The organism is Pseudomonas sp. 1176_21 (genome assembly GCF_052850635.1).
This window is the reverse complement of sequence record NZ_VXCV01000007.1, coordinates 148,626-174,187: the sequence shown is the minus strand read 5'-3', so window position 1 is coordinate 174,187 and position 25,562 is coordinate 148,626. Positions and strand designations below refer to the sequence as shown.

Annotated in this window: 25 protein-coding genes; 16 read left to right on the top strand and 9 right to left on the bottom strand. The window is 65.8% G+C overall.

What is annotated here, in order from left to right; translation table 11 throughout:
• Nucleotides 1–19 precede the first annotated feature (19 nt).
• Both FW760_RS17905 and FW760_RS17900 read left to right on the top strand, forming a co-directional pair.
• Nucleotides 20–694 (top strand): hypothetical protein, encoded by a 675-nt coding sequence (locus FW760_RS17905; protein ID WP_043863873.1) that lies wholly within the window; start codon nucleotides 20–22, stop codon nucleotides 692–694.
• A gap of 63 nt (nucleotides 695–757) precedes the next feature.
• Nucleotides 758–1,837, top strand: coding sequence for an endonuclease/exonuclease/phosphatase family protein (locus FW760_RS17900; protein ID WP_426427010.1), 1,080 nt, complete (start codon nucleotides 758–760; stop codon nucleotides 1,835–1,837).
• Between the two features lie 3 nt (nucleotides 1,838–1,840).
• Here FW760_RS17900 and hrpB read toward each other — a convergent pair whose 3' ends face one another.
• Nucleotides 1,841–4,366 carry an ATP-dependent helicase HrpB gene (gene hrpB / locus FW760_RS17895; protein ID WP_446443905.1) on the bottom strand — a complete coding sequence of 842 codons (2,526 nt, stop codon included), beginning with the start codon at nucleotides 4,364–4,366 and terminating at the stop codon, nucleotides 1,841–1,843.
• Between the two features lie 175 nt (nucleotides 4,367–4,541).
• On the opposite strand from hrpB, the gene FW760_RS17890 reads away from it, so the two are divergent.
• The 3 genes from FW760_RS17890 (at nucleotide 4,542) to FW760_RS17880 (ending at nucleotide 6,836) form a co-directional block, all read left to right on the top strand.
• Nucleotides 4,542–5,354: a hypothetical protein gene (locus tag FW760_RS17890; protein WP_116052297.1), complete on the top strand. Its 813-nt coding sequence runs from the start codon at nucleotides 4,542–4,544 to the stop codon at nucleotides 5,352–5,354.
• Between the two features lie 168 nt (nucleotides 5,355–5,522).
• The gene (locus tag FW760_RS17885) at nucleotides 5,523–5,942 is read left to right on the top strand and encodes a hypothetical protein (protein WP_043863875.1); all 420 of its coding nucleotides are present in this window, start codon (nucleotides 5,523–5,525) and stop codon (nucleotides 5,940–5,942) included.
• A 21-nt stretch (nucleotides 5,943–5,963) separates the two neighbouring features.
• Nucleotides 5,964–6,836 carry a cation diffusion facilitator family transporter gene (locus FW760_RS17880; RefSeq protein WP_100634112.1) on the top strand — a complete coding sequence of 291 codons (873 nt, stop codon included), beginning with the start codon at nucleotides 5,964–5,966 and terminating at the stop codon, nucleotides 6,834–6,836.
• Nucleotides 6,837–6,924: 88 nt separating this feature from the next.
• Here the strand turns inward: FW760_RS17880 and FW760_RS17875 are convergent, their stop codons facing one another.
• A complete protein-coding gene (locus FW760_RS17875) occupies nucleotides 6,925–7,722 on the bottom strand; it encodes a DUF6515 family protein (RefSeq protein ID WP_253086437.1) in 798 nt (265 codons plus the stop codon).
• 400 nt (nucleotides 7,723–8,122) lie between these two features.
• Here FW760_RS17875 and FW760_RS17870 point away from each other — a divergent pair, with 400 nt between their 5' ends.
• Both FW760_RS17870 and FW760_RS17865 read left to right on the top strand, forming a co-directional pair.
• On the top strand, nucleotides 8,123–8,599 hold the full coding sequence (locus FW760_RS17870; protein WP_043863878.1) for an Lrp/AsnC family transcriptional regulator: 477 nt from the start codon (nucleotides 8,123–8,125) through the stop codon (nucleotides 8,597–8,599).
• A gap of 55 nt (nucleotides 8,600–8,654) precedes the next feature.
• The gene (locus FW760_RS17865; RefSeq protein ID WP_043863879.1) at nucleotides 8,655–8,858 is read left to right on the top strand and encodes a DUF2788 domain-containing protein; all 204 of its coding nucleotides are present in this window, start codon (nucleotides 8,655–8,657) and stop codon (nucleotides 8,856–8,858) included.
• Here FW760_RS17865 and FW760_RS17860 read toward each other — a convergent pair.
• The 4 genes from FW760_RS17860 to FW760_RS17845 form a co-directional block, all read right to left on the bottom strand.
• Entirely contained in the window at nucleotides 8,855–9,484 is a 630-nt protein-coding gene (locus tag FW760_RS17860; RefSeq protein ID WP_043863880.1) for a pseudouridine synthase, read from the bottom strand. The two genes, FW760_RS17865 and FW760_RS17860, sit on opposite strands and share 4 nt — an antisense overlap.
• 6 nt (nucleotides 9,485–9,490) lie before the next feature.
• Nucleotides 9,491–10,963, bottom strand: a complete 1,473-nt coding sequence (gene amn, locus FW760_RS17855; protein WP_043863881.1) for an AMP nucleosidase — start codon at nucleotides 10,961–10,963, stop codon at nucleotides 9,491–9,493.
• A 69-nt stretch (nucleotides 10,964–11,032) separates the two neighbouring features.
• Nucleotides 11,033–12,685: an acyl-CoA dehydrogenase family protein gene (locus FW760_RS17850; RefSeq protein ID WP_116052298.1), complete on the bottom strand. Its 1,653-nt coding sequence runs from the start codon at nucleotides 12,683–12,685 to the stop codon at nucleotides 11,033–11,035.
• Between the two features lie 74 nt (nucleotides 12,686–12,759).
• Nucleotides 12,760–14,748: a 7TM diverse intracellular signaling domain-containing protein gene (locus FW760_RS17845; protein WP_446443904.1), complete on the bottom strand. Its 1,989-nt coding sequence runs from the start codon at nucleotides 14,746–14,748 to the stop codon at nucleotides 12,760–12,762.
• 261 nt (nucleotides 14,749–15,009) lie between these two features.
• Between FW760_RS17845 and FW760_RS17840 the strand changes: the two genes are divergently transcribed.
• The 4 genes from FW760_RS17840 (at nucleotide 15,010) to FW760_RS17825 (ending at nucleotide 18,522) form a co-directional block, all read left to right on the top strand.
• Nucleotides 15,010–15,807: a hydroxymethylpyrimidine/phosphomethylpyrimidine kinase gene (locus tag FW760_RS17840; RefSeq protein ID WP_054916370.1), complete on the top strand. Its 798-nt coding sequence runs from the start codon at nucleotides 15,010–15,012 to the stop codon at nucleotides 15,805–15,807.
• 23 nt (nucleotides 15,808–15,830) lie between these two features.
• Nucleotides 15,831–16,457, top strand: a complete 627-nt coding sequence (gene thiE / locus FW760_RS17835) for a thiamine phosphate synthase (RefSeq protein WP_043863883.1) — start codon at nucleotides 15,831–15,833, stop codon at nucleotides 16,455–16,457.
• An 11-nt stretch (nucleotides 16,458–16,468) separates the two neighbouring features.
• Nucleotides 16,469–17,749, top strand: coding sequence for a glutamate-1-semialdehyde 2,1-aminomutase (hemL, locus tag FW760_RS17830; protein WP_054916347.1), 1,281 nt, complete (start codon nucleotides 16,469–16,471; stop codon nucleotides 17,747–17,749).
• 224 nt (nucleotides 17,750–17,973) lie between these two features.
• Nucleotides 17,974–18,522, top strand: a complete 549-nt coding sequence (locus FW760_RS17825) for a tetratricopeptide repeat protein (protein ID WP_043863885.1) — start codon at nucleotides 17,974–17,976, stop codon at nucleotides 18,520–18,522.
• Between the two features lie 8 nt (nucleotides 18,523–18,530).
• On the opposite strand, the gene FW760_RS17820 is transcribed toward FW760_RS17825, so the two are convergent.
• Nucleotides 18,531–18,857, bottom strand: a complete 327-nt coding sequence (locus FW760_RS17820; protein ID WP_043863886.1) for a DUF1820 family protein — start codon at nucleotides 18,855–18,857, stop codon at nucleotides 18,531–18,533.
• Between the two features lie 129 nt (nucleotides 18,858–18,986).
• Here FW760_RS17820 and miaB point away from each other — a divergent pair, with 129 nt between their 5' ends.
• From miaB to lnt, 5 genes are all read left to right on the top strand, one after another.
• The gene (miaB, locus tag FW760_RS17815) at nucleotides 18,987–20,315 is read left to right on the top strand and encodes a tRNA (N6-isopentenyl adenosine(37)-C2)-methylthiotransferase MiaB (protein ID WP_043863887.1); all 1,329 of its coding nucleotides are present in this window, start codon (nucleotides 18,987–18,989) and stop codon (nucleotides 20,313–20,315) included.
• A gap of 122 nt (nucleotides 20,316–20,437) precedes the next feature.
• Complete coding sequence (locus FW760_RS17810; protein WP_043863888.1) at nucleotides 20,438–21,439, top strand: PhoH family protein; 1,002 nt, start codon at nucleotides 20,438–20,440, stop codon at nucleotides 21,437–21,439.
• The gene (gene ybeY / locus FW760_RS17805; protein ID WP_043863889.1) at nucleotides 21,432–21,926 is read left to right on the top strand and encodes an rRNA maturation RNase YbeY; all 495 of its coding nucleotides are present in this window, start codon (nucleotides 21,432–21,434) and stop codon (nucleotides 21,924–21,926) included. Before FW760_RS17810 ends, ybeY begins: the two co-directional genes overlap by 8 nt.
• Before the next feature lie 5 nt (nucleotides 21,927–21,931).
• Complete coding sequence (locus FW760_RS17800; RefSeq protein WP_043863890.1) at nucleotides 21,932–22,771, top strand: HlyC/CorC family transporter; 840 nt, start codon at nucleotides 21,932–21,934, stop codon at nucleotides 22,769–22,771.
• A gap of 8 nt (nucleotides 22,772–22,779) precedes the next feature.
• Nucleotides 22,780–24,297 (top strand): apolipoprotein N-acyltransferase, encoded by a 1,518-nt coding sequence (lnt, locus tag FW760_RS17795; RefSeq protein ID WP_043863891.1) that lies wholly within the window; start codon nucleotides 22,780–22,782, stop codon nucleotides 24,295–24,297.
• Here the strand turns inward: lnt and FW760_RS17790 are convergent.
• Together FW760_RS17790 and FW760_RS17785 are read right to left on the bottom strand one after the other, a co-directional pair.
• Nucleotides 24,294–25,055 (bottom strand): YdcF family protein, encoded by a 762-nt coding sequence (locus tag FW760_RS17790; RefSeq protein ID WP_058540592.1) that lies wholly within the window; start codon nucleotides 25,053–25,055, stop codon nucleotides 24,294–24,296. The genes lnt and FW760_RS17790 overlap by 4 nt on opposite strands.
• A 134-nt stretch (nucleotides 25,056–25,189) precedes the next feature.
• The gene (locus tag FW760_RS17785) at nucleotides 25,190–25,507 is read right to left on the bottom strand and encodes a hypothetical protein (protein ID WP_043863893.1); all 318 of its coding nucleotides are present in this window, start codon (nucleotides 25,505–25,507) and stop codon (nucleotides 25,190–25,192) included.
• Nucleotides 25,508–25,562 lie beyond the last annotated feature (55 nt).

Below are 25,562 nucleotides of genomic sequence, written 5' to 3'. Positions count from 1 at the left end.
GTCACTGCGATATCGACTGATGAATCCGCTTAGCGTTCTGCAAGACTCCTTGTATTTCTTCCGCCGCCACCTGCTGAGCATCGCCAAGCTGTGCCTGCCGCTGATCGTCATCGAAACGCTGCTGGCCCAGGCGATCTATGCACAGTTCGGCAGCCAGACCCGTACCCTGGCCTACGGCATGCTGCTGGGCCTGGTGTTCTACCCGCTCTACAGCGGCGCACTGATCCTCTACCTGGACGCCCGCAGCCAGGGTGAAGAGCCGCGCAAGCGCGACCTGCTGGCCATGTCGCTGCGCCTGTGGCCCTCGTTCGCGCTGCTGATGATCGTCTGCCTGCTGCTGATCGTGGCCGGCTGCGCGCTGTTCATCCTTCCGGGCATCTGGGTGATGGTCAACCTGGTGTTCGCCGAGTACCTGCTTGTGCTGCGCGGCCTGCAACCGCTGCCGGCCATGCGTCAGAGCTTCGAGCTGTGCAAGGGCCACTTCTGGCAGATCCTGGTGTGCATGATCGTGGCCATGATCCCGTTGTGGCTGATCGATGCGCTGACCCGCAGCCTGATCGGAGAAGAGCCCGAGCTGTGGCTGGAACTGCTGGTGGGCAGCTTCAACGGCTTCCTCACCCTGTTCAGCACCCTGGTGAGCTTTCGCATGTTCATGCTGGTCACCGAGCCGCCGCTGGCCCGCGACCCGAGCTGAACCAAGCAGGCGACGAACGGCTCGGGTATGCTGCGGGTTCACCTGCGACGCCAAGCCGAGCCGATGATCCGACTACTGCGCAATGCCCTGCTGACCCTGCTGCTGATACTTGCCCTGCTGTGGCTGCTGGCCAGTCACCTGAGCTGGCAACCCGAGCCGCGCGAGGCCCTGCCGGTGGCCTGCCGTGGCACGGCCACGCCGCTGGTGCCGGGCCAGATGCTCAAGGTCATGAGCTGGAACATCCAGTACCTGGCCGGCAAGGGCTACGTGTTCTGGTATGACGAAGGCCGGGGCAGTGACACCCGCCCTACCGAACAGGACCTGGCGTTCAACCTCGACGAGGTGGCGCGGGTGATCCGCGCCGACAACCCCGACATCGTGCTGTTGCAGGAACTGGACACCAACGCCAAGGCCAGCGCCTACCAGGACCAGCTGGCCCTGCTGCGCGAGCGCCTGGCCGACCTCTACCCCTGTGCGGTGCAGGCCTACGACTGGAAGGCGGACTTCGTGCCCGACCGGCATGTGTTCGGCAGCGTCGGCCGCGGCCTGGCGACCCTGAGCCGCTACCCCATCCAGCAGGCCGAACGCCTGGCCCTGCCCTCGGCCCCCGACAACGCCCTGAGCCGCCTGCTGCAGCCGCAACAGGCGGTGCTGGCCAGCTACCTGCCGCTGCGTGATGGCGGCTCGCTGGCGGTGCTCAACACCCACCTGGCGCCCTTCGTTCCCGGCAGCGATATCCAGCGCCAGCAGGTGCGCCAGCTCGGCGCGCTGCTCGACAAGCTGGAAAGCCAGGGCACGCCGTGGCTTATCGGTGGCGACTTCAACCTGCTGCCGCTGGGCCAGTACCGCCGGCTCACCCCCGAGCAGCGCCAGCACTATGGCGCCGACAGCGACCTGCACTTGCTGTGGGAAAAGTATCCGATGATCCCCAGCAACGCCGAAGCCGGTGGCGCCGAGCGCAGCGCCTGGCTGACCCACTACCCCAACGACCCGCGCCTGAACGGCCCGGACCGCACCCTGGACTACCTGTTCCACAGCCCCAAGCTGCAGCGCCTGAGCGCCCGGGTGCTGCAGCAGGACACCCTGCAGATTTCCGATCACCTGCCGCTGAGCGCGCGCCTGCTGTTGCCGACGCCGCCCTAGCGACTACTTGCGCGGTTTGGCCCGCGCGGTGGCTTCGGCCACCAGCGGGTCGTCCGGCCAGTAGTGCTTGGGGTAGCGGCCCTTGAGGTCCTTCTTCACTTCGGCGTAGGTGCTGCGCCAGAAATTGGCCAGGTCCTGGGTCACCTGCACCGGGCGCCGTGCCGGTGACAGCAGGTGCAGCAACACCTGCTGGCGGCCCTGGGCGATGCGCGGGGTTTCGGCCAGGCCGAACAGTTCCTGCAAGCGCACCGCCAGAATCGGCGGCGTCTCGCTGTAGTCCAGGCGGATGTTGGAACCCGAGGGCACGCCGATGTGCACCGGAGCCCATTCGTCCAGGCGCTGCGGCAGCGGCCAGGGCAGCAGGTTGCGCAGGATGGACGACAGGTCGAGCTGGGCAAAATGACTGAGCCGGGTGACCTTGCCCAGGTAGGGTTGCAGCCAGTGCTCAAGGCTGGCCATCAAGGCCGCGTCGCTCAGGTCAGGCCATTCGCTCTGGCCTGCCGCCGCAACATCCAGCCCGCGCAACAGTGCCACCCGCGCCTGCCACTGGCGCAGTTCCGGGGTCCAGGGCAGCAGCTCCAGGCCCTTGCGCCGCACCAGGTCAAGCAGCGCCCGCGCACGCGCATCCTCGCCCAGCCCGGTCAGCGGCTCGCGGCTGAGCACCAGTTCGCCGACCTTGCGCTGGCGCTCGGCACGCAGCACGTTCTCACGCTCGTCCCAGTCCAGTTGATCCACGTGGCGCACCTGCTCGGCGAGCACGTCGTCGAACAGCGCCGGGTCGAATTCGGCCGCCAGGTAGATGCGCTCTTCGCGCTGCCCCTGGCGGCTGCCGAGGTCGGCGATCACCAGCCAGGGTTGCTTCATCAGCGCGTCGGCCTCACCGAACAGCGCCGCACGCCCGTTGGCCAACCGGTACTCGGCGCCGCCGGCACGGCGCTGCAGGGCGACCCGATCGGGGTAGGCCAGCGCCAGCAGGGCACCGAGCCAGCGGGAATGTTCGGGGTCGGCCACGGCCGCGCCGGCCTTGCCGCGCAGGTAGCTGCGGTACTGGCGGGACAGTTGTCGCGCCCGCTGCACCCCGCCTTGCCCACCTCGGGCTGCACGGGTTTCGCCACTGAGCAGGGCCAGCCGGCTGTGCAGGTCGGCGCCCGCCCCGCGCAGAATGTCGCGCTCGCCCAGCAGTGCCGCCACATCGCAGGCCATCTGTGCCAGGCCAAGGTCCTGGCCGCGCAAAAGCAGGTGTGCGATGCGCGGGTGTGCCGGCAACTCGGCCATGGCCTGACCATGCTCGGTCAGCGCCAGCAACTGCCCCGGCCTGAGCGCCCCCAGGCGCACCAGCAGGTCCTGGGCCTGGGCATAGGCCGCCGCCGGTGGCAGGTCGAGCCAGCACAGCTGCGCCGGGGCCACGCCCCAGCGGGTCAATTGCAGGGCCAGCCCGGCAAGGTCGGCCTGCAGGATCTCGGCGCTGCCGTAGGCAGCCAGTTGGTCATGCTGGGCCTCGGACCACAGCCGATAGCACACGCCCGGCTCCAGGCGTCCTGCGCGCCCGGCCCGCTGGGTGGCGCTGGCGCGCGAGATGCGCTGGGTATCGAGGCGGGTCATGCCGCTGCCGGGGTCAAAACGCGGCACCCGCGCCAGCCCGGCGTCGATCACCACCCGCACGCCGTCGATGGTCAGGCTGGTTTCGGCGATGTTGGTCGCCAGCACCACCTTGCGCAGGCCCGCGGCCGGCGCCTCGATGGCGGCGCGCTGGGCCGCGAGATCGAGTTCACCGTGCAGCGGGCACAGCAGGATCTCGCGCCGCTCACCCAGGGCCTCCTGCAAGGCCTGGTGCACACGGCGGATCTCGGCCTGGCCAGGCAGGAACACCAGCAGGCTGCCCGGCTCGTCGGCCAGCGCCTGCAACACCGTGTCGACCACCCGCGGCTCGACGAACTCGCCGGGCTGGAACGGCCGCCCCCAGCGCATCTGCACCGGGTACATGCGCCCTTCGCTGCTGATTACCGGGGCGTCGTCGAGCAACGCAGACAGGCGCTGCCCTTCCAGCGTGGCGGACATCAGCAGGATCTTCAGCGGCGGCTCGTCACGCAGCAGCTCGCGGCCGTTGAGGCTCAGGGCCAGGGCCAGGTCGGCATCCAGGCTGCGCTCGTGAAATTCGTCGAAGATCAACAGGCCCACCCCGTCCAGCGCCGGGTCGTCCTGCAGGCGCCGGGTGAGGATGCCTTCGGTGACCACTTCGATGCGGGTGCGCGGGCCGACCTTGCTGTCCAGGCGAATGCGGTAACCGACGGTTTCGCCCACCGCCTCGCCCAGTTCGCTGGCCAGCCGCTCGGCTGCCGCGCGGGCAGCCAGCCGGCGCGGTTCGAGCAGCAGGATGCGCTGGCCGGCCAGCCACGGCTCATCGAGCAGGGCCAGTGGCACGCGGGTGGTCTTGCCGGCGCCCGGCGGTGCCTCGAGCACGGCTTCGTGGCGCTGCTGCAAGGCGGTGCGCAAGGCCGGCAGCACGGCATCGATTGGCAATGAACTCATGAATTCCCCCGAACAAGCCCGGCAGTATAAAGGAATGCAGGGCATGCCCTCACCAACGCGCCGGTTACCAACGACGCCTGCTGGCCTAGCCATCGCATAACCGGCAAAATCGTCCCGTTAAAGCGAGGCGGAACGGCACGATGCCCCTGCCCGGAGACATTTTGAGACTGCGCCCATGCTCGACAAAGAAGCGCTTGACCACCTGACCACTCTGCTCAATCGACAAGGCAGCGGCCTGTACGATGCCTCCGACAAACTGCTGGGGATCATGGGTGGCGAGTTATCCCACGAAAAAAAGCAACAGGCTTCCAAAGTGCATGAGGCTGCCACTAGCTTGCGCGCGCTGATCCCCCCTGGGCGAACCCCAGCCTGGCTTGACGAACTGATCAAGTGCATCACCGGCTACGCCCAGAGCAAGCGGCCCACCCCGGACTTCATGCGCGATCTGGTGACGCTGTTGCCACAGATCAAATGCCATCAGTGGATGCTGGATCAGACACGCCCTGAAGGTATCGATTTCGAAGCGATTTTCGAACACTACAAGGCCAGCAACCGGCTGCCCGAGCTGTTTGACCGCATTATCGAACTGTTGAACAGCATCAGCGCCAGCGACGCTATCGACAGCAAAGCCATGAGCGACGCGCTGTCGAACATCATCGCCACGCTGCAGCGGAGCAAAATGGGGACTTACTTCTGCCTCAACAGCGCATGGGAGTTTCTCTGCGCCTTCCTTCAGAACTACGCATGGATCGAAGTCTCCAAGCTTCCCGTAGTGGGCCCACTTTTCCAGGCCTTGGAAAAAACCATCAAGGAAACCGCCACGGCGATGACCACCCTGCATGCGGATGTGCATGGCGAAATGACCCGCCGAGCGGAGCAGGACGTGAAGTTCGTGAAAGACACCAAGCGGCTGTTCAGCACCTACGGCGACAAAGCCAACCTGCTGATCAGCAGCGAAGGGGGAAATGGGCTGATTGCACAGGCCTGACATGAATACGTCGGTTCTCGCCGATCCGTATTGATCAGTAAAGAACTGCCCATAGCCCTCGAACAATCGGCCGAGTATAACGGCGAACCGAGCCTGCCTTATCATGGTCTTAGCTGCACCCTCCGGCATTTCGCCGGTAGCGGTGCGGCCTACTTTGCGGAGATTCACATGCGTATTCCTTCACGCCTTATCGGCGGTGCCGTGGTTGCTGCCCTGCTGACCCAGCTGACGGCTTGCGGCACCCTGTTCTTTCCCGACCGTCGCGGCCAGATCGAAGGCAAGGTCGATCCGGTGATCGTGGCACTGGATGCCATCGGTATCCTGTTCTACGTGATCCCCGGGCTGATCGCCTTCGGCGTCGACTTTGCCACCGGCGCCATCTACCTGCCCGGCGGCAAGACCGCCCAGGTCGACCCGCACACGCTGAACAAGGCCATCGCTGCCGATGGCAAGGTCGACAAGGTGCGCCTGCAGGCCATCCTGGAGAGCGAGCTGGGCCAGCGCCTGCCGCTGAACGACCCGCGCCTGATCCAGCACAAGGGCAGCGTTGAACAACTGGCGATGTACGGCCTCAAGCCCGCCGCCTGACCGCCCGCACAAGGACGACCGATGAACACCAGCGCCGAACACGCCCGCCTGCTGCGCCTGGCGACCAATGCCTCCCTCGGGGTCGCCAGCATCCTGATCGTGAGCAAGGCGGTGGCCTGGTGGCTCAGCGGCTCGGTCAGCCTGCTGGCCGGCCTGACCGACTCGATGCTCGACGGCGTGGCCTCGTTCCTCAACCTGCTCGCGGTGCGCTATGCCCTGCGCCCGGCCGATGACGATCATCGCTACGGGCACGGCAAGGCCGAGGCACTGGCCGGCATGGCCCAGGCGCTGTTCATCGGGGTGAGTGCGGTACTGATCGGCGTACAGGCGGTCGAACGCCTGAAAAATCCCACGCCGCTGGGTGATGCCACGGTGGGCATTGTCGTGATGCTGCTGTCGCTGGGGCTGACCGTCGCCTTGCTGATGGTGCAGGCCAGGGTGGTGCGCCTCACCGGCTCGACCGCCGTGCGCGCCGACTCGCTGCACTACCGCTCCGACCTGCTGCTCAATGCCAGCATCCTGGTCGCGCTGGTGCTGGCGCGGTTCGGCTGGCCACAGGTGGATGCGTACTTTGGGCTGGGCATCGCGCTGTACATTCTATGGAGTGCCTTGCAGATCGCCCGTGAAAGCTCGGCCATCCTGATGGACAAGGAGCTGCCCGGCGAGGTGAGCGAGCAGATGATGACACTGGTGTGCGCGGTGCCTGGCGTGCAGGGCGCGCATGACCTGCGCACCCGGGTGTCGGGCAACCACTGGTTCGTTCAGGTGGACCTGGAGCTGCCGGGCACCTTGACGCTGACCGAGGCCCACGTGCTGTGCGATGCGGCAGCGGCGGCGATCCGCCGGGAGTACCCCAAGGCCGAAGTGCTGGTGCATGCCGACCCGGTGGAGTGACAAGCAGCCCCTTCGCCGGCAAGGCCGGCGCCTACGGGATTCACGCTGTGCGTGTAGGAGCCGGCCTTGCCGGCGAAGCTGTTGCGCTTCAGTTGACGCTGTAACCGCGCCCGCTCAAACACGCCCCCAGCGCCCGTCGATAGGTGTCCGTCACCTGCGCCGCAGGCGCGTAGGTCGCCGATGCCGGGTCGAACCCGGTCTGCTGCACCGCCCAGCGGTGACACTGGTAGCGGTCCTGATCGACCTGCTGTGGCGACTGCCCGTTGGCCGGGTAGGCAATCACGTCATAACCATTGCCCGGTTGCGCCGGCGCCGCAGCCATCGGCGGGCTTACCACCACATAGTCGCGGCTGTCGTCCAGGTACTGGTAATAGGTGCCTGCAGCCAGAAAGAACAGCGCACTGCCCACCCACACCTGCCGCGCATAGTCGGGCAGGTAGTTCACCCGTACCCCGTAAGGCGGCGCCACCACCACGTAATGCGGCCCCTGCGGGCGATACCAGTAACCACCGGAATAGTAATAGTCACTGCCACGATACGGCACGCGCCGGTACGGTTCCGGGAAGCGGTCTATGGTGTGCCCCGGCCGATACTGAGGCCCGGGGCCCCAGCCATTGCCGTGCCCTTCGCCAGGGCGCTGCCCCGGCCCGCCGGCCTGCCAGTGCTGATTGGCGTCATTGCGCCGCGGCACGTCCTGATAGTACCCCTGGCGTGGCGGCTGGGTCTGGCGGACCTCGTCCGGGCGCGCGTTGAGCGGCGAGGACGCAGGCGGGCGCTCGCCGCCATTGGGGTCCTGCTGTGGTCCGCGACGCTCGTCCTGGGCCTGTGCGCCCAGGCTCAGGCAAAGCAGACCAACACCTGCCAACTGCCAGATGCGCGACTTCATGCTGTTTCTCTCCCGCTGGCATTCATGGCCTACTCTATCAGGCCGCCTGCCACGCGCCAGCAGGCGCCAGATGAAATTGCGGACATTAAAAAAGGGTGACCCTGAGGCCACCCTTCGAGATTTTCGTCCGTGCTCGGCGCTTGTGACGCCGGCTCACCTCACGCTGTCTTGTGAACAGTGTGCAGCCCGGGGGCCGAGCACAACCCGGTGGGGTTGCTGGCCGCAGCGCCCCTGATTGGGGCCGCCGCTGTGGACATGTGTCCGGGCAGTGATTCTGTTGACCATCATAGGCAAGCGCCGCGACAGAGGATTGCGAAAATTGCTCAACAAAACATTACTTGCGCAATTTTTAACTAAGGATTGATAATCCGCAGCAATCGAAACAGAAAAGGCTTCATTCATGAGCAAGCTCGACCGATACGACCTGAGCATTCTTGCCGAATTGCAGCGCGATGCGCGCATCTCCAACCAGGAACTGGCCGAACGGATCGGCCTGTCGCCCTCGCCCTGCTCGCGGCGGGTAAAGCAACTGGAGGACGATGGCTACATCTCGCGCCAGGTCGCCCTGCTCGACCGCAAGAAGCTGGGCCTGAGCCTCACCGCCTACGTGCTGATCGGCATGGACCGGCACACCCCCGAGCGCTTCGAAACCTTCGAGGCCGCCATCCGCAGCCTGCCCCAGGTGCTGGAGTGCAGCCTGGTCACCGGCATGGATGCCGACTACCAGCTCAAGGTGGTGGTGCCAGACATGGATCACTACCAGAAGCTGCTGCTCGGCCACCTGACCCGCATCGAAGGCGTCACCAGCGTGCGTTCAAGCTTCGTGCTCAACCAGGTGCTGGCCAGCACCGAGCTGCCCCTTACGCACCTGCGTTAGTCAGCGCTGCGGGCCGGGCGTATAATCGCGCGCTTCAACCTGGCGGAGAAGATCGATGGATCCTGCGTTGTTCGAAGAATGGATGATGACCATCCTGGTCACCATCCTGATTGGTTTCATGGGTTTCATCGTCTGGGACCTGGCGAAAAAATCCAAGGCTGGCAAGTTCGGCACCTTCATCCTGTTTTTCGTGCTGGGCCTGGGCATTCTCGCCTTCGTCATCAAGAGCGTGGTCATCGGCTTCATCGAAGGCGTCTAGCGCCGCGCCGGCACCTCGCGCCAGCAGCCCTGGTCCAGCCCATCCAGGCTCCAGTCGCCGATCCGCACGCGCACCAGGCGCAGGGTCGGCAAGCCTACCGCCGCGGTCATGCGTCGCACCTGCCGGTTGCGCCCCTCCTTGATCACCAACTCCAGCCAGGCGGTCGGCACGCTCTTGCGAAAGCGTACCGGCGGGTTGCGCGGCCACAGTTGCGGCTCTTCCAGATGACGCGCCTGGGCCGGCAAGGTCATGCCGTCATTCAGTTGCACCCCCTCGCGCAAACGCTGCAGCTGCTCCTCGGTCGGCTCGCCCTCCACCTGTACCCAGTACGTCTTGGGCAACTTGTGCCTGGGGTCGGCAATGCGCGCCTGCAACTGGCCGTCATTGGTCAGCAGCAACAACCCTTCGCTGTCGCGGTCCAGACGCCCGGCCGGGTATACGCCCGGTACATCGATGAAGTCCTTGAGGGTGGCGCGGCCCTCCCCGTCGCTGAACTGGGTCAGCACGTCGAAGGGCTTGTTGAACAGGAGCAGACGCGGCGCGGCCGGCGGCGCCTTGGCCTGGCGACGCGGGCCGGCGGGTTTGGCCGCGGCGGGCCGCGGCTTGGAACGGGGGGGTAACGGCATGGGGCCTCAGCGGAACGGCGGCTCGTCGAAACTGCGCAGTTTACGCGAGTGCAGCGAGTTCAGTTCGGTGCGCAGCAGGTCGAGCGCCGCAATACCTATCTTCAGGTGCTGGCTGACCGCCCGGTTGTAGAAGGCGTTGGCCGCCCCCGGCAGCTTGATCTCGCTGTGCAGAGGCTTGTCGGACACGCACAGCAAGGTGCCGTAGGGCACGCGCAGGCGGTAGCCCTGGGCGGCGATGGTGCCGCTTTCCATGTCCACTGCCACAGCCCGCGACAGGTTGATCAATGGGCGCTCCTGGGCCCAGCGCAGCTCCCAGTTGCGGTCGTCGTAGGTCAGCACGGTGCCGGTGCGCAGGCGCTTTTTCAGCTCGTCGCCACGTTCGCCGGTCACCTGCGCCGCCGCTTCCTGCAACGCCAGCTGCACCTCGGCCAGGGCCGGGATCGGAATATTGGGCGGCAGCACACGGTCAAGGATGCCGTCGCGGCGCATGTAGGCGTGGGCCAGCACGTAGTCGCCGATGGTCTGGGATTGGCGCAGGCCGCCGCAGTGGCCGATCATCAGCCAGCAGTGCGGGCGCAGCACCGCCAGATGGTCGGTGATGTTCTTGGCGTTGGACGGGCCCACGCCGATATTGACCAGGGTGATGCCATGGCCGTCGGCAGCAATCAGGTGATACGCCGGCATCTGGTAGCGGTGCCACACCACCCCGGCCACCAGCGCCTGTGCCTCGCCATTGTCCATGGCCTTTTCGATCACCACGTTGCCCGGCAGCACCATGCGCACGAAGCGCGGGTCTTGGCGCAGTTGCTCCAGGCCGTGGGTGATGAACTGGTCGACATAGCGGTGGTAGTTGGTGAGCAGGATCCATGGCTGCACATGCCGCCAGTCGCTGCCGGTGTAATGCACCAGCCGGCGCAGCGAGAAATCGACCCGCGCCGCGTCGAACAGCGCCAGCGGCAGCGGGTCGACGTTGGCCCAGTCGTACAGCCCGTCGGCGATGCCGTCGGTGGCCGCCGACAGGTCGGTGCTGGGGAACACCCGCGCCAGCGCCGCAGCGGTGATGCCGGTGCCGGCCAGTTCATCGCCCTGCTCGACCACATAGGGGTAGGGAATGTTCTGCTCGCTCAGGCCCACTTCGACCGTCACGGTAAAGTCGCGCATCAAGGGCCCGAGCTGCTCCAGCAGGTAGCCGCGAAACGCCGCCGGCTGAGTCACGGTGATGCTGTAGGTGCCCGGCAACTGAACCTTGGCGTAGGCCCGGGTGATCACCGGTACGTCACCCTGATACTGGTAGGTCAGGCGCAGTTCGGGGTAGCGAAACTGCGCGCGCTCGGCCGCATTGGGCTCGGTGCGGTCCTTGAGGTAGCGCTTGAGCGCCTGGCTCAGTGCGGCGGTGGCGGATTCGTGCAAGGCGGCCAACTGGTCGACGGCTTGCTCGGCGGTTTCCACGACAACGAAGGTTTCATCGGTACGGCTCACAATGTACTTCCTGTCTGTCTGACATGCATGGGCCCATCTTGCCTATATCCGCCGGCAAAGGCACGCACGTTAGAGCGGCCAGTTCGGTGTGGCCCGCTGCACCAGCGCCGCCACGTCCGCCCCGCGCGGCAACGTGCCGTAGACCCGGCCGCTGCCGGACAGCCGGCTGCCGATGAAGGCGTCACTGACCGCCGCGTTGCCGGCCTCCAGCAACAGCTTGGCCTGCACCGCCAGGGCGATGTCCTCGGTGAGCTGGCGGGCGCGGTACTGGATGTCGCCGGTATCGGCGAAGGCCGCCTTGAGGTTGCCGATGTGTGCGGCCAGACGCGGATCGCCATGGCCATCGCCCAGCTCCGCAAACAGCGTGTCCAGTACACCGGGCTCCTTGGACAGGGCACGCAACACGTCCAGGCACTGCACGTTGCCCGAGCCTTCCCAGGTCGAGTTGACCGGGGCCTCGCGGTACAGCCGGGGCAGGATGCTCTCTTCCACATAACCGGCGCCGCCCATGCATTCGGCGGCCTCGTTGATCATGGCCGGCGCGCGCTTGCAGATCCAGTACTTGCCCACCGCCGTCATCAGCCGCGCAAAGCGCGCCTGGTGCGGGTCGTCGGGCTGGTCCAGCGCATGCCCCATGCGCAGGCTCAGGGCCAGCGCCGCCTCGCTTTCCAGGGCCAGGTCGGCGAGCACGTTCTGCATCAATGGCTGCTCGGCCAGCACCCGGCCCCCGACCGTGCGGTGGGCGCAGTGGTGCGCGGCCTGGGTCAGGGCCTGGCGCATCAGCGCGCTGGAGCCGACCATGCAGTCGAAACGGGTCATGGCCACCATCTCGATGATGGTCGGCACGCCACGGCCTTCCTCGCCGATCATCCAGGCCAGGGCGCCGCGAAACTCCACCTCGCTGGACGCGTTCGAACAGTTGCCCAGCTTGTTCTTCAGGCGCTGGATATAGAACTGGTTGCGCGTGTCATCCGGGCGATGGCGCGGCAGCAAAAAGCAGCTCAGGCCCTTGTCGGTCTGCGCCAGGGTCAGGAACGCGTCGCACATCGGTGCCGAACAGAACCACTTGTGGCCCACCAGCTCGTAGGCCTGGCCCGGCCCCGGCGCGCCCACCGGGTAGGCCCGGGTGGTATTGGCACGCACATCGGTACCGCCCTGCTTCTCGGTCATGGCCATGCCCAGCGTAACCCCCACCTTGTGCTGGTCGCCGACATTGCGCGGGTCGTAGGCGGTGGCCAGCACCTTGGGTACCCAGTACTCGGCCAGCTCCGGTTGCAGCCTGAGCGCCGGCACCGCGGCAAAGGTCATGGTCAGCGGGCAGCCGCTACCGGCTTCGGCCTGGCTGTGCAGGTAGGTCATCGAGGCACGGGCGACATGCGCGCCGGCACGCGGCTCGGCCCAAGGCAGCGAGGGCAGGCCATGCTCGATGGCAGTCCGCATCAGCTCATGGTAGGCCGGGTGAAACTCCACCAGATCGATCCGATGCCCATAACGGTCATGGCTGCTGAACTGCGGCTTGTTCTGATTGGCCAGAAAGCCTGCGGCCATCAGCGGCCCACCGGCCAGCGCGCCGTAGGCATCGATGCGCGACTCGGCCCAGCCCGCGCCGTAATGGCGCGACCATTGCTGCAGCGGCAGGTCGAGGCGATACAGATTGGCGCCGTCGAGGCTGGGCGGCTGGTTGGTGACTTCGTGGGTTTCGGCGTACTGGTGCAGGTTCATCGGGGGCTCCTGGCAGATCCGGACGTGACCCCAGTGAATCACGCCCCGCCCCCGGCTCAAAGTGACAAAAACGCCTAATCAGCCGCGATTTGCCCCGATCTGGGCGCCCCGGAAAACCCGCTGGGCACCCGGGCCGTCAAGGTCAGTTCGAAGCAACTGCCCTCGCCCGGGCTCGACTGATGGCTCAGCTGTGCGTCGATCAACAGCGCCAGCTTGCGACAGATCGACAGGCCAATGCCCAGGCCGCCGTACTCGCGGGTCATCGACCCATCAACCTGGAAGAAACGCTGGTAGGGCGCTGCCTCGTCCAGGCAGTGAAAGCCGATACCGCTGTCGCGCACACTGAAGGTCAGGCTCGTCTGATCGACGCCCATGGGCGTGGCCCGCACCTTGAGCAGCACGCCGCCGCGATGGGTGAACTTGAGCCCGTTGTCGAGCAGGTAGCTCAGGCACATGGCCAGCTTGCGCCGGTCGCCGTGGATCACATCCGGCAGATCCATGCCCGGGTCCAGGTTGAAGAACAGGCCCTTTTCCTGGGCCTTGGGCAGAAAGCGCACACGCAGTTCGTGAAGCAACCCATGCACGCTGAACAGCTCGGTCTGCACCTGCAGGCGTCCGGCCTTGAGCTCGGTGAGAATCAGGATGTCGTCGACCATGCGCATCATGTTCTGCGCGGCAGCGTTGGCGGTGTGCTGGTAGGGGGTACGCTCCTGCTCGCTGGTGGCCATCTGCATCAGTTCCAGCGAGCCGATCACACCGTTCATGGGGGTGCGCAGCTCATGGGTGACGGTGGCCAGGAACTCGTCCTTGAGGCGATTGCTGCGCGCCAGCTGCAGGTTGGCCTGCTCCAGTGTCAGCCCGGCCTCGCGCAGCGTGCGCGCCTGTTCTTCGCGCATGCTGTTGATGCGGTCGGCCAGGGCCAGCGACAACAGCCCCACCTCCAGCGCCGAACCGATCTGGCTGGCGTACATGGTCAGGAACACATTGGGCAGGTAGCCCAGCACCATCAGGGTGTTGACCAGCCCGCCGAGCAAAAAGGCCGACCAGGCGATGATGAAGTAGCGTGCCACGCGCATGCCGCGCCACCAGGCAAACAGCCCGGCGGCGAAGATGCTCACCGTGAACAGCAGCGCCAGCGCGGTAGCCAGGCGCAGGGCGATCCCGTAGTCCTGCGCCAGCGACATCACCATCACCAGCACCGAACAGGCCATCAGCCCCTGCAGGAAGCGGTCGAAGGCGCGGCTGTGGCTGGCCATCTGCAGGAAACTGCGCGCGAACTGGCAACCGAACAGGCCCGCGGCGCCGATGAACAACGGGGTGGCGGCGTTGGCCCACCACGGGTGGTCCGGCCAGAAGTACGCCACCCCGGCGCCATTGACCGAGACCTGGTACAGGCCGAACGAGGCGATGTAAAGGATGTAGTAGAGGTAGCTCCTGTCGCGCACACTGATGAAGATGAACAGGTTGTACACCAGCATCCCCAGCAGCACGCCGTAGATCAGCCCCAGCACATACAGCCGCGTGGGCTGCGCCTCCAGGTACGCATCGCTCGACCACAACGTCAGCGGCGCCTGTACCGAACCCTCGCTGTGCAGGCGCAGGTACAAAGTGGTCGCCTGGCCGGGGGCGAACGGCAGATTGAACAGGTAGTTGTTCTGGCGGATCTGGCGGCTGGCGTAGGGCAAGGCATCCCCGGTGCGCTGCGCCAGGTAGTAGTGCCCGGCGGCATCGGGCAGGTAGAGCTCCAGGTAATCGAGTGGCGGGTAGGCCAGCTCCAGCAGCCAGTGACGTGGCGCGGCCTGGGCCGTGGCGGTGTAGCGCAGGTCGAGCCTGATCCAGAAGACCGAGGTCGAATAGCCGGCGTTGAGCACGTCGGCCTGGTGCGGCTCGAACCGGCTGGCGAAGTCCGGCGAGCTCACCTGGGCGATGCTGGCGCTGCCATCGGGGTCTTCATACACCTGCATCAGGCGGCCCAGCGTCAACTGCCGGGTGGTGTCGTCGAAATCGGCAGCGCTGGCCAACAGTGGCAAACAGCACAGCAAGAAAGTCAGCAAATTACGCATACAGCCCCGGCGTGGCATGTGCAGTCGCGTCGCGTTGGCCTCCTGTCCGTTTGAGGCGACGAAATCCGACAGTACCTGTTATCGATTGGCGAGCACTCTAGCATAGGTTCCCGGCGCTTCCAGCGGTGTTGTTTCAATTCAATTCAGAGGCTCTATCTCGCGGCTTTCAGCCTATATCAGAGAAGCAATCTGACCTGTCGATCAAAAACACCGCCTGCCTGGAAGACCCGCCAAAAGCGTTTGGTGGTAAGCTCGCGCACCATGAATACCTACAGCTCCCGCCCCGTTGTCCTCTGTCTCTCCGGCCACGACCCCAGTGGCGGCGCCGGCTTGCAGGCAGATATCGAAGCCCTGATCGCTCAAGGTTGTCACGCCGCCCCGGCCGTCACCGCCCTGACCGTGCAGAATACCGTCAATGTCAGTGACTTCCGCGTGCTCGACCGCGAGTGGGTGCTGGCCCAGGCCAATGCCGTGCTGACCGACTCGACCGTCGCAGCGGTGAAGCTTGGCATGCTTGGCTCGCTGGCCATGGTCGACACCATCGTCGAACTGCTCAGCGCCCACCCGCACCTGCCGCTGGTGTGCGACCCGGTGCTGCGCGCCGGTGGCGGTGGTCGCCTGGGCAAGGACGAGGTCGGCTACGCCATGCGCGAACGCCTGCTGCCGCTGGCCACCATTGCCACGCCCAACCTGCCCGAGGCCCGCATCCTGGCCGAACTGCCCGAAGGCAGTGCCGATGAATGCGCCGAAAAACTGCTGCCATTCGTCAAGCACCTGCTGATCACCGGCGGCCACGGCGACGAACACGAAATTCACAACCGCCTGTACAGCCGCGACGGCGAGCACCACACCTGGACCTGCCAGCGCCTGCCGGGCGACTACCATGGCTCGGGCTGCACCCTGGCCAGCGCCCTGGCCGGACGCCTGGCCCTGGGCGAGCAGTTGCACAGCGCGGTACGCTCGGCGCTGGACTACACCTGGCGCACCCTGCGTGACGCCGAAAAACTCGGCCAGGGCCAGTACGTGCCACGCCGCCTGCCCCTGGATTTCTGTTCCTGACCGACCGCCCCGAGGCCTGCACGATGAAGTTACGTGGTTTGTATGCCATCACCGACAGCCAACTGTTGGCTGGCCGCTTTCTTGCCTACGTCGAAGCGGCCCTCGAAGGTGGCGTGACCCTGCTGCAATACCGCGACAAGAGCCAGGACCACGCACGTCGCCTGGGCGAGGCCGAAGCGCTCAAGGCCCTTTGCGAGCGCTACAACACCCGCCTGATCATCAATGACGACGCCGAGCTGGCCGCGCGCCTGGACGTCGGCGTGCACCTGGGCCAGACCGACGGCCCGCTGACCCCGGCGCGCACCCTGCTGGGACGCAGCGCGATCATCGGCGCCACCTGTCACGCCCAGCTCGACCTGGCCGAGCAGGCGGCCCGCGAAGGCGCCGACTATGTCGCCTTCGGCCGCTTCTTCAACTCGGTCACCAAACCCGGCGCCCCGGCCTGCAACGTGCAGCTGCTGGAGGACGCCCGTGGCCGCATCAAATTGCCGATTGCCGTGATCGGCGGCATCACCCTGGACAACGCCGCACCGCTGGTCGCCCATGGCGCCGACCTGCTGGCGGTGATTCACGGCCTGTTCGGCGCCGACAGCACGGCCGAGGTCACTCGCCGCGCCCGCGCCTTCAACGCCCTGTTCGCATCTGCCTGAGAGAGCCCGACATGTCTCGTTCCGAAACCCTGTTTGCCAATGCCCAGAAGCACATCCCCGGTGGCGTGAACTCGCCCGTGCGTGCGTTCAAGAGCGTGGGCGGCACGCCGCTGTTCTTCAAGCACGCCGAAGGCGCCTATGTCACTGACGAAGACGACAAGCGCTATGTCGACTACGTCGGCTCATGGGGCCCGATGATCCTCGGCCACAGCCACCCGGACGTGCTGGAGTCGGTGCGCAAGCAACTGGCCCACGGCCTGTCCTATGGCGCCCCGACCGCGATGGAAACCGAGATGGCCGACCTGGTCTGCTCGATCGTGCCATCGATGGAAATGGTGCGCATGGTCAGCTCCGGCACCGAAGCGACCATGAGCGCGATCCGCCTGGCCCGTGGCTTCACCGGTCGCGACAGCATCATCAAGTTCGAAGGCTGCTACCACGGCCACTCCGACAGCCTGCTGGTCAAGGCCGGCTCTGGCCTGCTGACCCAGGGCGTGCCAAGCTCGGCCGGCGTGCCGGCGGCGTTCGCCAAGCACACCCTGACCCTGCCGTTCAACGATATCGACGCGGTAGCGAAGATGCTCGGTGAAGTCGGCCAGGACGTGGCGTGCATCATCGTCGAGCCGGTGGCCGGCAACATGAACTGCGTGCCACCGGCACCGGGCTTCCTCGAAGGCCTGCGCAGCCTGTGCGACCAGCACGGCGTGGTGCTGATCTTCGACGAAGTGATGACCGGTTTCCGCGTGGCCCTGGGCGGCGCCCAGGCGCACTACGGGGTAACCCCGGACCTGTCGACCTTCGGCAAGATCGTCGGTGGCGGCATGCCGGTGGGCTGCTTCGGCGGCAAGCGCCACATCATGGAGCAGATCGCGCCGCTGGGCCCGGTGTACCAGGCCGGCACCCTGTCGGGCAACCCGCTGGCCATGGCCGCGGGCCTGACCACCCTCAAGCTGATCAGCCGTCCGGGCTTCCATGACGAGCTGAGCGCCTTCACCAGCCGCCTGCTCGATGGCCTGCAGCAGCGCGCCGATGCGGCCAGCGTGCCGTTCGTCACCACCCAGGCCGGTGGCATGTTCGGCCTGTACTTCAGCGGCGCCGACGACATCGTCACCTTCGACGACGTGATGGCCAGCGATGCCGAGCGCTTCAAGCGCTTCTTCCACCTGATGCTCGAAGGCGGCGTGTACCTGGCGCCGAGCGCATTCGAAGCCGGCTTCACCTCCATCGCCCACGGCGAGACCGAGCTGAAAATCACCCTGGATGCCGCCGAGCGGGCCTTCGCCAAGCTGTGAAACCGCTTAGCCGGCCAGGCCGCCCCCTGCAGGTTGCATGCAATCTCATGCAATCTGCAGGGGCCGGCCTGGCCGGCAAAGACGCCAGAACAGCCACCGCAAGCCTCCCCGCCTTCCTCCCTCGGCAGAAAATCGAGTAAAGACTTTGTAAGGTGGGCGCTGCTTATCCCATAATGTGCCACCAGACACATTGGCCGCAGCTTTGCAGAGGTAAGTCGATCACCATGAACCGCGCCGGCCGCGCCCTCGCACTGGGCTGCCTGTTGCTACTTCAGCCCCTGCTGGCCACCGCAGGCGGTAACTCGTTGCTGATCCCGGCAGCAGGCCGCTGCACCCTCAATACGCCTGCCGACGAACTGCAACAGGCCCTGGCCAGCTGCCAGCAGGCCGCGCAGTCCGGCGACGCACAGGCGCAGTACGAGCTGGGCGAGTTCTATTACGACGGCAAGAACGCCCCGCAAGACCTGAACAAGGCACTCAACTATTTCGAGCAGGCCTCGCTGCAAGGCCACGCCGAAGCGCAATATCGCCTGGGCAGCATGTTCTTTCGCGGCGAAGGCGTCGCTGCCAACAACGTGCAGGCCTATATCGTGCTGAAGATGGCCGCGGTGAACGGCGCTGAAGACGCGCTGGACATGGCCGACGAAGTGTCGGCAAAAATGCAGCGCGACGAACTGGAAATGGCCACCCAGGTACTCGGCCAGATCTTTCGCAAGTACCTGCTGGAGCTGCAGACCGTCGACGGTCGCACCCCCTTCGCACCCCTTCCGTAACGCAGCCGTTACTTCTCGGGCATCGGCATCGGGAACGGCATCACGTTGCTGACGCCACGGGCTTCACTGACCTTCGGCGTGCCCAGGCGCTCGACCTCGTCGATGCGCACGATCGAATGCATGGGCACGAAGCTGCGCACCACACCCTCGAACTGAGCCTTGAGCTTCTCCTCGCTCGGGTCGACCACGACCTGAGTGCGCTCGCCGAACACGAATTCCTCGATCTCCAGAAAACCCCACAGGTCACTCTGGTAGATCTGTTTGGCGTACATCTCGAACACCTGGCCCTGGTTGAGAAAGATGACTTTGTAGATGGGAGCTTCGCGTTTGGTCATTGGGGGCTGGAACAGTCACAGGGGGAAATAAGCCGCAAACTATAACATAGCCGCCCGAACGACAGCGCTAGGAACCCTCGACCACGCGCCCTATAATGCGCGGTTCTTTGAATCACCTGATGATCACGCATGGCCAAGAAGCTCTATATCGAAACCCATGGCTGCCAGATGAACGAGTATGACAGCTCGCGCATGGTCGACCTGCTGGGTGAACATCAAGCGCTGGAGGTGACCGAGCGGGCCGAAGACGCCGACGTCATCCTGCTCAACACCTGCTCGATCCGCGAACGGGCCCAGGACCGCGTCTACTCCCAGCTCGGCCGCTGGCGCGAGCTCAAGGACGCCAAGCCCGACATGGTGATCGCCGTGGGCGGTTGCGTGGCCAGCCAGGAAGGTGATTCGATCCGCAAGCGCGCGCCCTATGTCGACGTGGTGTTCGGCCCGCAGACCCTGCACCGCCTGCCCGAGATGATCGACGCGGCGCGCACCACGCGCCTGCCGCAAGTCGACGTGTCGTTCCCCGAGATCGAGAAGTTCGACCACCTGCCCGAACCGCGTATCGACGGCCCCACCGCCTACGTGTCGGTGATGGAAGGCTGCAGCAAGTACTGCACCTTCTGCGTGGTGCCCTATACCCGCGGCGAAGAGGTCAGCCGCCCGTTCGACGACGTGCTGGCCGAGATCATCCACTTGGCCGAGAACGGCGTGCGCGAAGTCACCCTGCTGGGCCAGAACGTCAACGGCTACCGGGGCCAGACCCACGACGGTCGCGTGGCCGATCTCGCCGAGCTGATCCGGGTGGTGGCGGCCGTCGACGGCATCGACCGCATCCGCTACACCACCTCGCACCCGCTGGAGTTCTCCGACAGCCTGATCCAGGCGCACGCCGAGGTGCCGGAGCTGGTCAAGCACCTGCACCTGCCGGTGCAGTCGGGCTCGGACCGCGTGCTGGCGGCGATGAAGCGCGGGCACACGGTGCTGGAGTACAAGTCCAAGCTGCGCAAGCTCAAGGCGGCGGTACCGGGCATCTGCATCAGTTCCGACTTCATCATCGGCTTCCCCGGCGAAACCGAGAAAGACTTCGAGAACACCATGAAGCTGGTGGCCGAGGTCGGCTTCGACTTCTCCTACTCGTTCATCTACAGCCCGCGTCCGGGCACCCCGGCCTCCGACCTGCCGGACGACACCCCCGAGGCGCTGAAGAAGGAACGTCTGGCCGCACTGCAGCACCGCCTGGACCACCAGGGCTTCGAGATCAGCCGACAGATGGTCGGCACCCTGCAGCGCATCCTGGTAACCGACTATTCGCGACGCGACCCGGGGCAGTTGCAGGGGCGCACGGAGAATAACCGTATCGTCAACTTCCGCTGCGACAATCCCACGCTGATCGGCCAGTTCGTCGACATCCATATCGACGATGCACGGCCACATTCGCTGTTCGGTTCGCTGGTGCAATAAGGGCCTGCGCCGGGCCCGACGAGTGGCCCGGCGACCCTTGATCGTTTCAGCGCTTTCACCGTAGCGCGGGTGGGGTTATCCTTGAATTCATCCAAATTGCCGTAGGGCGGCTAAAAACGACCTTGAACGCACCCATAGAACCTCATCGCTTCATCCTCGAGCCCTTCGAGGCTCATCGCTTCGCCAACCTGTGCGGGCAGTTCGACGAGCACCTGCGCCTGATCGAACAGCGCCTGGCCATCGAGATCCGCAACCGCGGCAATCAGTTCGAACTGATCGGCGAACCCAAACTGACCTCCTCTGCCGAGCAGCTGCTGCGCCGCCTCTACCGCGAGACCAAGGCCACCGAGCTGTCCCCGGAAATGGTCCACCTGTTCCTGCAGGAATCGGCCGTTGAAGCGCTGGAGAACCCGGCAGTCAACGAAGTCAGCGTTTCGCTGCGCACGCGCAAGGGCATGATTCGCCCACGCGGGCTCAACCAGCAGCGCTACGTGAAGGAAATCCTCGGCAACGACATCAACTTCGGTATCGGCCCTGCCGGTACCGGCAAGACCTACCTGGCCGTGGCCTGCGCGGTCGACGCGCTGGAGCGTGAACAGGTGCGTCGCATCCTGCTGGTACGCCCGGCAGTCGAGGCCGGCGAGAAGCTCGGCTTCCTGCCCGGCGACCTGGCCCAGAAGATCGACCCGTACCTGCGCCCGCTGTACGACGCCCTGTACGAGATGCTCGGCTTCGAACACGTGGCCAAACTGATCGAACGCCAGGTGATCGAGATCGCCCCGCTGGCCTACATGCGCGGCCGCACCCTGAACAACAGCTTCATCATCCTCGACGAGAGCCAGAACACCACCGTCGAGCAGATGAAGATGTTCCTCACCCGTATCGGCTTCGGTTCCACTGCCGTGATCACCGGTGACATCACCCAGGTCGACCTGCCGCGCGGCACCAAGTCGGGCCTGGCCCACGTCATCAGCGTGCTCAAGGACGTGCCGGGCATCAGCTTCACCCATTTCCAGCCCAAGGACGTCGTGCGCCACCCGTTGGTCCAGCGCATCGTCGAAGCCTACGAGCGCTTCGAGAATGCACAGGCGGGCCCGACCGAAGGCAAACCGCACGATGCTTGAGCTCGATCTGCAACTGGCCACCCAGGCAAGCGCCCCGAGTGAAGAACAGTTCCGCCAATGGTGCGCCCTGGCCCTGCGCCAGCGCAGTGCCGATTCGGAACTGACCATCCGCCTGGTCGACGAAGCCGAAGGCCGCGAGCTGAACCACACCTGGCGGCACAAGGACTACGCCACCAACGTGCTGTCCTTCCCGGCCGATGTGCCCGACGACCTGCTCGACATCCCGCTGCTGGGCGACCTGGTGATCTGCGTGGCGGTGGTGGAGCGCGAGGCCGCCGAGCAGGGCAAGGCCCTCGAAGCCCACTGGGCCCACCTGGTCATCCACGGTTGCCTGCACCTGCTGGGCTACGACCACATCGACGACGATGAGGCCGAGGAAATGGAAGCACTGGAACGAACGTTGCTTGCCGAACTGGGTCACCCCGACCCGTACGCCGACGACGAACACGACGCACCCCACACTGATATCTGCAAGGATCACGAGTAACCGCCATGAGCGAAGATCGATCGAGCAACGGGCAAAAGTCCTGGCTGGGCAAACTGACCCAGGCTTTTGCCCATGAGCCGAAAAACCGCCAGGAGCTCCTCGAGCTGCTGCGCGAAGCGCACCAGAACAAGCTGCTCGACAGCGAGGCCCTGACCATCGTCGAAGGTGCGATCCAGGTCGCCGACCTGCAGGTGCGCGACATCATGGTGCCGCGCTCGCAGATGATCAGCATCAAGGCGTCGCAGACCCCGCGCGAGTTCCTGCCGGCAGTGATCGACGCCGCGCATTCGCGCTACCCGGTGGTCGGCGAGAGCCACGACGACGTGCTTGGCGTATTGCTGGCCAAGGACCTGTTGCCGCTGATCCTCAAGGAGAACGGCGACAGCTTCAACATCAAGGACCTGCTGCGCCCGGCCACCTTCGTGCCCGAGTCCAAGCGCCTGAACGTGCTGCTGCGCGAGTTTCGCGCCAACCACAACCACATGGCCATCGTCATCGACGAATACGGCGGCGTGGCGGGCCTGGTGACCATCGAGGACGTGCTGGAGCAGATCGTCGGCGACATCGAGGACGAGCATGACGTCGAGGAAGACAGCTACATCAAGCCGCTGCCCAGCGGCGACTTCCTGATCAAGGCCCTGACGCCGATCGAGAACTTCAATGCATTCTTCGACAGCGAGTTCTCCGACGACGAGTTCGACACCGTCGGCGGCCTGGTCATGAGCGCCTTCGGCCACCTGCCCAAGCGCAACGAAACCACCGAGATCGGCCCGTACCGCTTTCGCATCCTCAATGCCGACAGCCGCCGGATTCACCTGCTGCGCCTGACCCCCATCACCCGTTAAGGACAACCATGCGCTGGATCACCCGCCCCGGCTGGCCCGGTAACCTGCTGGCCGTGGCGGCCGGCGCCCTCACTCCGCTGAGCCTGGCCCCGTTCGACATCTGGTCGCTGTCGCTGCTGTCGCTGGCGCTGTTCTACCTGGGCCTGCGCGAGCTGAGCCCGCGCCAGGCGCTGTGGCGCGGCTGGTGCTACGGCTTCGGCCTGTTCGGTGCCGGCACCTGGTGGATCTACGTCAGTATCCACGACTACGGCGGCGCCTCGGCGCTGCTGGCCGGCGGCCTGATGCTGCTGTTCTTCGCCGCCATCGCGTGGTTTTTCGCCCTGCCGGCCTGGCTGTGGGCGCGCTGGCTGCGCCGCCCTGAAGCACCGCTGGCCGACGCCCTGTGCTTTGCCGCCCTGTGGGTGGGCCAGGAGGCGTTCCGCGGCTGGTTTCTCACCGGTTTCCCGTGGCTCTATGCCGGCTACAGTCAGCTGGACGGTCCGCTGGCGGGTCTGGCCCCGCTGGGCGGCATGTGGCTGGTGTCCTTCACCCTGGCCCTGACCGCCGCCCTGCTGTGCAACCTGCATCGCCTGCGCGAGCGCAAGGGCTTCATGGCCATCGGCGCGCTGCTGCTGTTCGCCCCGTGGATCATCGGCCTGGCGCTCAAGGGCCATGCCTGGACCGTGCCTTCGGGCGAGCCGCTGAAGGTCGCGGCAATCCAGGGCAACATCGAGCAGGAACTGAAGTGGGACCCCGAGCAGCTCAACCGGCAACTGGCGCTGTACCGCGACATGAGCTTCAGTTCCCGGCCCGTGGACCTGATCGTGTGGCCCGAAACCGCAGTGCCGGTGCTCAAGGAGCAGGCCCAGGGCTACCTGGACATGATGGGCAGCTTCGCCACTGACCGGCATTCGGCGCTGATCACGGGTGTGCCGGTACGTGAGGTGGTGCACCAGCAGCGACGCTACTACAACGGCATCACCGTGGTCGGCGAGGGTGACGGCACCTACCTCAAGCAGAAGCTGGTGCCCTTTGGCGAGTACGTGCCCCTGCAGGACATGCTGCGCGGCCTGATCGCCTTCTTCGACCTGCCGATGTCGGACTTCGCCCGCGGCCCCGAAGACCAGGCCATGCTGCAGGCCAAGGGTTACCACCTGGCGCCGATGATCTGCTACGAAGTGGTCTACCCGGAACTGGCCGCCAGCCTTGCCGCCAAGAGCGACATCCTGCTGACCATCAGCAACGACACCTGGTTCGGCAAGTCGATCGGCCCCATCCAGCACCTGCAGATGGCGCAGATGCGCGCGCTGGAAGCCGGGCGCTGGATGATCCGCGCCACCAACAACGGCGTCACCGGCCTGATCGACCCGTTCGGCAAGATCACCGCGCAGATTCCGCAGTTCGAACGCGGCATCCTCTACGGTGAAGTGGTGCCGATGCAGAAGCTCACGCCCTACCTGCACTGGCGCTCCTGGCCGCTGACCCTCCTGTGCCTGGGCCTGTTCGGCTGGGCGCTGCTGGCCAGCCGCATTGCCAAGACGGTCTAGTAGAACAGGCGATAACCCAGCAGGCCGACTGCTTCGTTGAGCAGTTGGCCGCTCTGCCACATGGCGCGGCTCTCGGGCATCCAGCCGCCGAACGGGCGTGCATAGGCATGCCCCAGATAGCCAACCGGCGCCGCCACCACGTCGAACCCCGCCTGTTCGAAACTCCACACCGCACGCGGCATGTGCCAGGCCTGGGTGACCACCACCACACGCTTCACCCCCTGCGGCAACAGCAGCGCGGCGCTCATCTGGGCGTTCTCCCAGGTGGTACGGCTCTGCTCTTCGAGCCAGCGTACCGGCACGTCGAAATCGCGCTGCAACGAATCGGCCATCAATCGCGCCTCGCTCGGCGGCGTACCGTAGTGCAGCCCACCGCTGGTCAACAGCGGCAAGCCGCTGGCCTTGGCCAGTTGCGCCGCGTAGCGCATGCGCTCCAGTGCCACGCCGGTGGGCTGGTCGGCCCCACCCCAGGCCGGATCACCGCGCTCGCGCCCGGCGCCCAGCACCACGATCGCGTCGGCCTGGCCGGCCAGCGCCTGCCACTGCTGCGGCGCAAGCGGCGGCACACGCTCCAGCTGGCGCGCCGCGAACTCCACCACCACCGGCAGGCTCATCAGCCACAGCCCGCCCAGGCCGGCGATGAAACACAACAGCGAGGTACGCGGCCAGGACCGGCGCAGCCACCACGCTGCCAGCAGCAGCAACAGCAGCACGCCGGGCGGCAGGATCAGTTGTTTGATGAAATAGCGAAATGGCATCAGGCACCTCCATGGATGCCCAAGGCTACAGACAAACGGCGCCTGGCAACAATGCCGCCAGGCGCCGATCAATGGGAATCATGGTGCCAGTGGCGCACTCCGCCTGCGCCTGATTGTGCCCGGCAACTGCCTATCTATTTGCAGTGCAGCTTTCCGGGCTTTGCCGTGTGGGTGGAACGCGCCGCCTGCTTGAGCCAGACGACCTTGGCCCTGGACGGCGGCTGCGCTTGCTGCATCGCTTCGGCACGACCCGGCGCACCCTCCGGCAACGACGCCAGATAGGCCCTGATCACGTCGAATTCGGCGCGGCTCAGGCCACGCAGTTCCAGTTCGGCAGGCATTTCATCACGCAATCGAGCGGCCGTACGGGCGACATCCAGGGCAAGCCCCAGGCGATCGAGCAACCGCTCGTAAATCTCCGGCTTCAGTGGTTCCAGCTGCGACTCTCCCATCCGTTCACCTCATTGAAGATAAGATTCATCTCCCCCCACACGTCAGCTTAGCGGC